The 4300-nt window shown below is 73.7% G+C and carries 5 protein-coding genes; 3 read left to right on the plus strand and 2 right to left on the minus strand.

Translation table 11 applies throughout. From position 1 onward, the window contains the following. The coding region (gene lnt / locus GTW40_RS28910) for an apolipoprotein N-acyltransferase (RefSeq protein WP_161183086.1) at window positions 1–1005 on the plus strand (1005 nt) is incomplete at its 5' end. Here lnt and GTW40_RS28915 read toward each other — a convergent pair. Continuing rightward, window positions 923–1834: a Gfo/Idh/MocA family oxidoreductase gene (locus GTW40_RS28915; RefSeq protein ID WP_161183087.1), complete on the minus strand. Its 912-nt coding sequence runs from the start codon at window positions 1832–1834 to the stop codon at window positions 923–925. The two genes, lnt and GTW40_RS28915, sit on opposite strands and share 83 nt — an antisense overlap. Before the next feature lie 8 nt (window positions 1835–1842). Next, on the minus strand, window positions 1843–3045 hold the full coding sequence (locus GTW40_RS28920) for an FAD-dependent monooxygenase (protein ID WP_161183088.1): 1203 nt from the start codon (window positions 3043–3045) through the stop codon (window positions 1843–1845). A gap of 87 nt (window positions 3046–3132) precedes the next feature. Here GTW40_RS28920 and GTW40_RS28925 point away from each other — a divergent pair, with 87 nt between their 5' ends. Both GTW40_RS28925 and GTW40_RS28930 read left to right on the plus strand, forming a co-directional pair. After that, window positions 3133–3732: a TetR/AcrR family transcriptional regulator gene (locus GTW40_RS28925; RefSeq protein WP_161183089.1), complete on the plus strand. Its 600-nt coding sequence runs from the start codon at window positions 3133–3135 to the stop codon at window positions 3730–3732. Window positions 3733–3871: 139 nt separating this feature from the next. Beyond that, window positions 3872–4300 (plus strand): DinB family protein (locus GTW40_RS28930; protein ID WP_161183090.1); only part of this gene is annotated, 429 nt, incomplete at its 3' end.

Consider the following 4300-nt stretch of genomic DNA (forward strand, 5'->3'; position numbering starts at 1 on the left):
CCCGCCGCGGCCTCGCTGCTCGCCACCGCCGCCGCGACCTCGGCGGCCTGGGCGTGGGCGCCGCGCCCCGCGACGGAGGGGACCGCCCGGATCGCCGTCGTACAACCCGGTGTCGTGGAGGGACCGCGCAGCGTGGACGACCGCTTCGACCGCGAGGAGCGGCTGACCCGGCGCCTGGCCGGGCAGGACGTGGACCTCGTGGTGTGGGGCGAGAGCAGCGTGGGGCACGATCTCGCCGCCCGCCCGGATCTCGCCCGCCGGCTCGCCGCGCTGTCCCGGCTGACCGGCGCCGATGTGCTGGTGAACGTGGACGCCCGTCGCTCCGACCGCCCCGGCGTCTACAAGAGCTCCGTCCTGATCGGCCCGGACGGCCCGACCGGCGAGCGGTACGACAAGATGCGGCTGGTCCCCTTCGGGGAGTACATACCGGCCCGCTCCCTGCTCGGCTGGGCCACGTCGGTGGGCAGGGCGGCGGGCGAGGACCGGCACCGGGGTACCGAGCAGGTCGTGATGGACGCCGGGCACGGGCTGCGGATCGGCCCGCTGGTGTGCTTCGAGACCGCGTTCCCGGACATGAGCCGCCACCTCGCGGACGACGGCGCGGGCGTCCTGCTCGGCCAGTCCTCCACCTCGACCTTCCAGGGCAGCTGGGCCCCGGAGCAGCACGCCTCGCTGGCCGCGCTGCGCGCCGCCGAGACCGGCCGCCCGATGGTGCACGCCACCCTGACCGGAGTGAGCGCCGTCTACGGCCCGGACGGCCACCGGCTCGGCCCCTGGCTCGGTACGAACGCCGACACCGCTCACGTCTACGACGTACCGCTCGCGCACGGTGTCACCCCGTACGTCCGCCACGGCGACTGGGCGGTGCGCGGAGCGCTCCTGGTGCTGGCCTCGCTGGGCGCGGTGGAGGGCGTACGGACGCTCAGGCCGCGCCGGACGGGTCCTGAACCGCTCGTACGATCCGCTCACACAGTTCGTGGGTGGCCAGCGCGTCCCCGGCGCTGAGCGTCCTGCCCGCGCGGACGGCGTCGAGGAAGGTGAGGACGGCCTGCTCGATGCCGCGCTGCCGGGAGACGGGCACCCAGTCGCCGCGCCGCCGCAGGGTCGGCTGGCCCTTGTGGTCGATGACCTCGGCGAGGTTGACGACCTGGCGCTTGGTGTCCTGCCCGGAGACCTCCAGGATCTCCTCGGCGGAGCCGCTGAGCCGGTTCATGACGCCGAGCGCGGTGAAGCCGTCACCGGCGAGCTGGAGCACGACGTGGTGCAGCAGCCCGTTCTCGGAGCGGGAACGCACGGTGACGTCGTCGACCGGGCCCGGCACCAGGAAGCGCAGGGTGTCCACGACGTGGATGAAGTCGTCCAGGACCATCGAGCGGGGCTCCTCGGGCAGCCCGACCCGGTTCTTCTGGAGGATGATCAGCTCGCGCGGGTGCTCCAGGCACTGCGCGTACGCGGGGGCGTACCGGCGGTTGAAGCCGACGAACAGGGAGACACCCCGCTCCTCGGCGAGCGCCACCAGCCGCTCGGCGTCGGCGAGTTCGTAGGCGAGCGGCTTGTCCACGTAGGTGGGGACGCCCGCTTCGAGGAGCCGGGTGACGATCTCGGGGTGGACGGCGGTGGGCGCGTGCACGAAGGCGGCGTCGAGACCCGCGCCCAGGAGGGAGTCCAGGCTCTCGTGCCGCCGCTCCTCGGGCAGGTGCAGCGAGTCCGCCACGGCCGTCAGGGTCGCGGGGGTGCGGGTCTGGAGGTGGAGGTCGACGCCGGGCAGTGTGCCGAGCACCGGAAGGTATGCCTTCCGCGCGATGTCCCCGAGTCCGATGCAGCCGACCTTCACATGCTCTCCTAGTGGCGGTACTCCGTGTGTTCCTCTGCGGAAGGATACGGCGGCCGCCAGTTCGCGACGGTGTCGAAGCCGCGCAGCAGCAGCGTGGGGACGGCCTTGGAGGCGGCGGCGATCGCATTGTCGCGCAGGGCGCAGACGACGCGGCCGTCGGCGAGGTTCAGCCGGGCCGCCTGCACGGACCGGCGGGCGATGCCGGTGGTGCGCGGGAGCCGGGCGGCGGTGTACGCGGCCAGGTCGGGGACGCGGTGGGCGGCGTGGTGGGCGGCGTTGTGGGCGAGGACCACGGCGTCCTCGATGGCCTGGTTGGCCCCCTGCCCGAGCATGGGCGGCATGGCGTGCGCGGCGTCGCCGAGGAGCGCGGTGCGGCCGAGGTGGTACGCGGGTAGAGGCCGCGCGAGGTGGTACACGTCGTGCCGGAGCACGTCCTCGGGACGGGCGGCGGCGAGTACGTCGGGGACCGGATGGTGCCAGGTGCCGAACTGCCGCCGGAGTTCATCGAGTTCGTCGTCCGGGGCGTGTTGTCCGGGTGGAGCGGCGGTGGCCGCGTACGCGTAGACCCGGCCGCCCTTGAGTGGATGGGTGCCCCAGAGCCGGCCCCGGCCCCAGGTCTCGTGCGAGGCGAACTCCGCACCGGTCAACGGGATCAGCAGGCGCCAGGTGGTGAAGCCGGTGTACTCGGCGCCGGGATGGTCGGGGAACAGAGCTTGCCGGACACGGGAGTTGACACCGTCGGCGCCGACCACCAGCTCGGCCTCCAACTTCTCGTCGCCGACGGCCACTCGGGCGGGGCGATCGGTCGCACCGGGGTCAACAAGGTGCGCGGCGGCTCCCGTTCGCACGGCGCCGGACGGCAGCAGCGCGGCCAGTCGGTCGACCAGCGTCGCGCGGGGCAACAGGACCAGCGGACCGCCGAACCGCGCCGCCATCGCCTCGGCGTTGGACCGGGACAGCCAGCGTCCGCTCGGCGCGCGCAGCCCGCCGTCGCCCTGCCAGGCGGCCAGGTCGCGGATCTCGTCCCCGATGCCGAGGACATCGAGGGCGCGCAGGCCGTTGGGGGCGAGCGAGAGGGCGGCACCGACCGGCTCCAGCGAGGGGGCCCGCTCCAGGACGGTGACCTCCCAGCCGCGCCGGTGCAGGGCGGCCGCGGCGGTGAGGCCGCCGATCCCGCCGCCGACGACGAGTGCGCGCATGCGTTCCGCCATGACTCCTCCGCGTGACTACACCTGTAGTTAACGGCCGACCTTACTACACCCGTAGTACCACCGTACGGCGCGGGTAGGGTCGCCTCCATGCCCGTGAGCACCCCGAACGCCCCCCGCGCCGCCCTGGTCGCCGACACCGCCATCACCCTGCTCGCCGAGCGCGGGATGCGCGGGCTGACCCACCGGGCCGTGGACGAGGCGGCCGGACTGCCGCAGGGCTCCACGTCGAACGTGGCGCGCACCCGCCAGGCGCTGCTGGAACTCGTCGTACGGCGGCACGCCGAGCGCGAGGCGGGAATCCTGGCGGAGGGTGAGCTGCCGGATCCGTCCGGCGGGGCGGAGTCCCTGGCCGACGGTCTCGCACTGGCGGTCCATCGCCTGCTCACCGAGGGCCGCGCCCTGCTGGTCGCCCGCTACGAACTCGCCCTGGAGGCCACCCGGCGCCCCGAGCTGCGCGCCTTCTACGACGCGACGGGTGCCGTCTTCAAGGACCAGTTGGCCGCGCTGCTCATCGCCGCGGGCTCGCCGGATCCGGCCCGGCACGTGCTGTCGCTGCTGGCGTGGACGGACGGTCTGCTGTTCGCGTGCACGGCGGGCTCGTTCAGCCGCGAGGTGCCGGGACTTGAGGAAGTCCGGGCGGATCTGCGGGAGTTGCTGGCGGGGATGCTGGGCGGCCGAGGCCGGTGAGGGGACCGTGGAAATCCGCTGTCGCCGTGGCGGCCCGGCTGCGAGGATCCCGATCATGACTGCCGAAAGCCGGGCCCCCGCCGAGGACCACGCCCCCGCCGACCGCCCCTCCCCCGACCTGACCGCCGGTGAACGCGCCATGCTGGAGGGCTGGCTCGAGTACCACCGCCGGACCCTCGCCTGGAAGTGCGAGGACCTCACCGACGAGCAGCTGCGCACCGCGTCCGTGCCACCGTCCGACCTGTCGCTGATGGGCCTGGTGCGGCACATGTCCGACGTGGAGCGGTCCTGGTTCCGCAAGGTGCTGGCCGGTGACGACCAGGGGTGGATCTACTGGAGCGACGAGGACCCGGACGGCGACCTCCACCTCACCGAGGCGGACACCTGGAAGGACGCGTACGCCGTCTGGCAGGCCGAGATCGAGACGGCCCGGACCCACGCGGCCCGCTTCGAGCTGGACGACCTCGGACTCGGCAAGCGGCGCCCCCACAGCGAGGAGCGCTACAGCCTCCGCTGGATCTACACCCACATGATCGAGGAGTACGCCCGCCACAACGGCCACGCCGAC

It is taken from the genome of Streptomyces sp. SID4985, from assembly GCF_009863025.1.
In the GTDB taxonomy this organism is placed as follows: Bacteria; Actinomycetota; Actinomycetes; order Streptomycetales; family Streptomycetaceae; genus Streptomyces.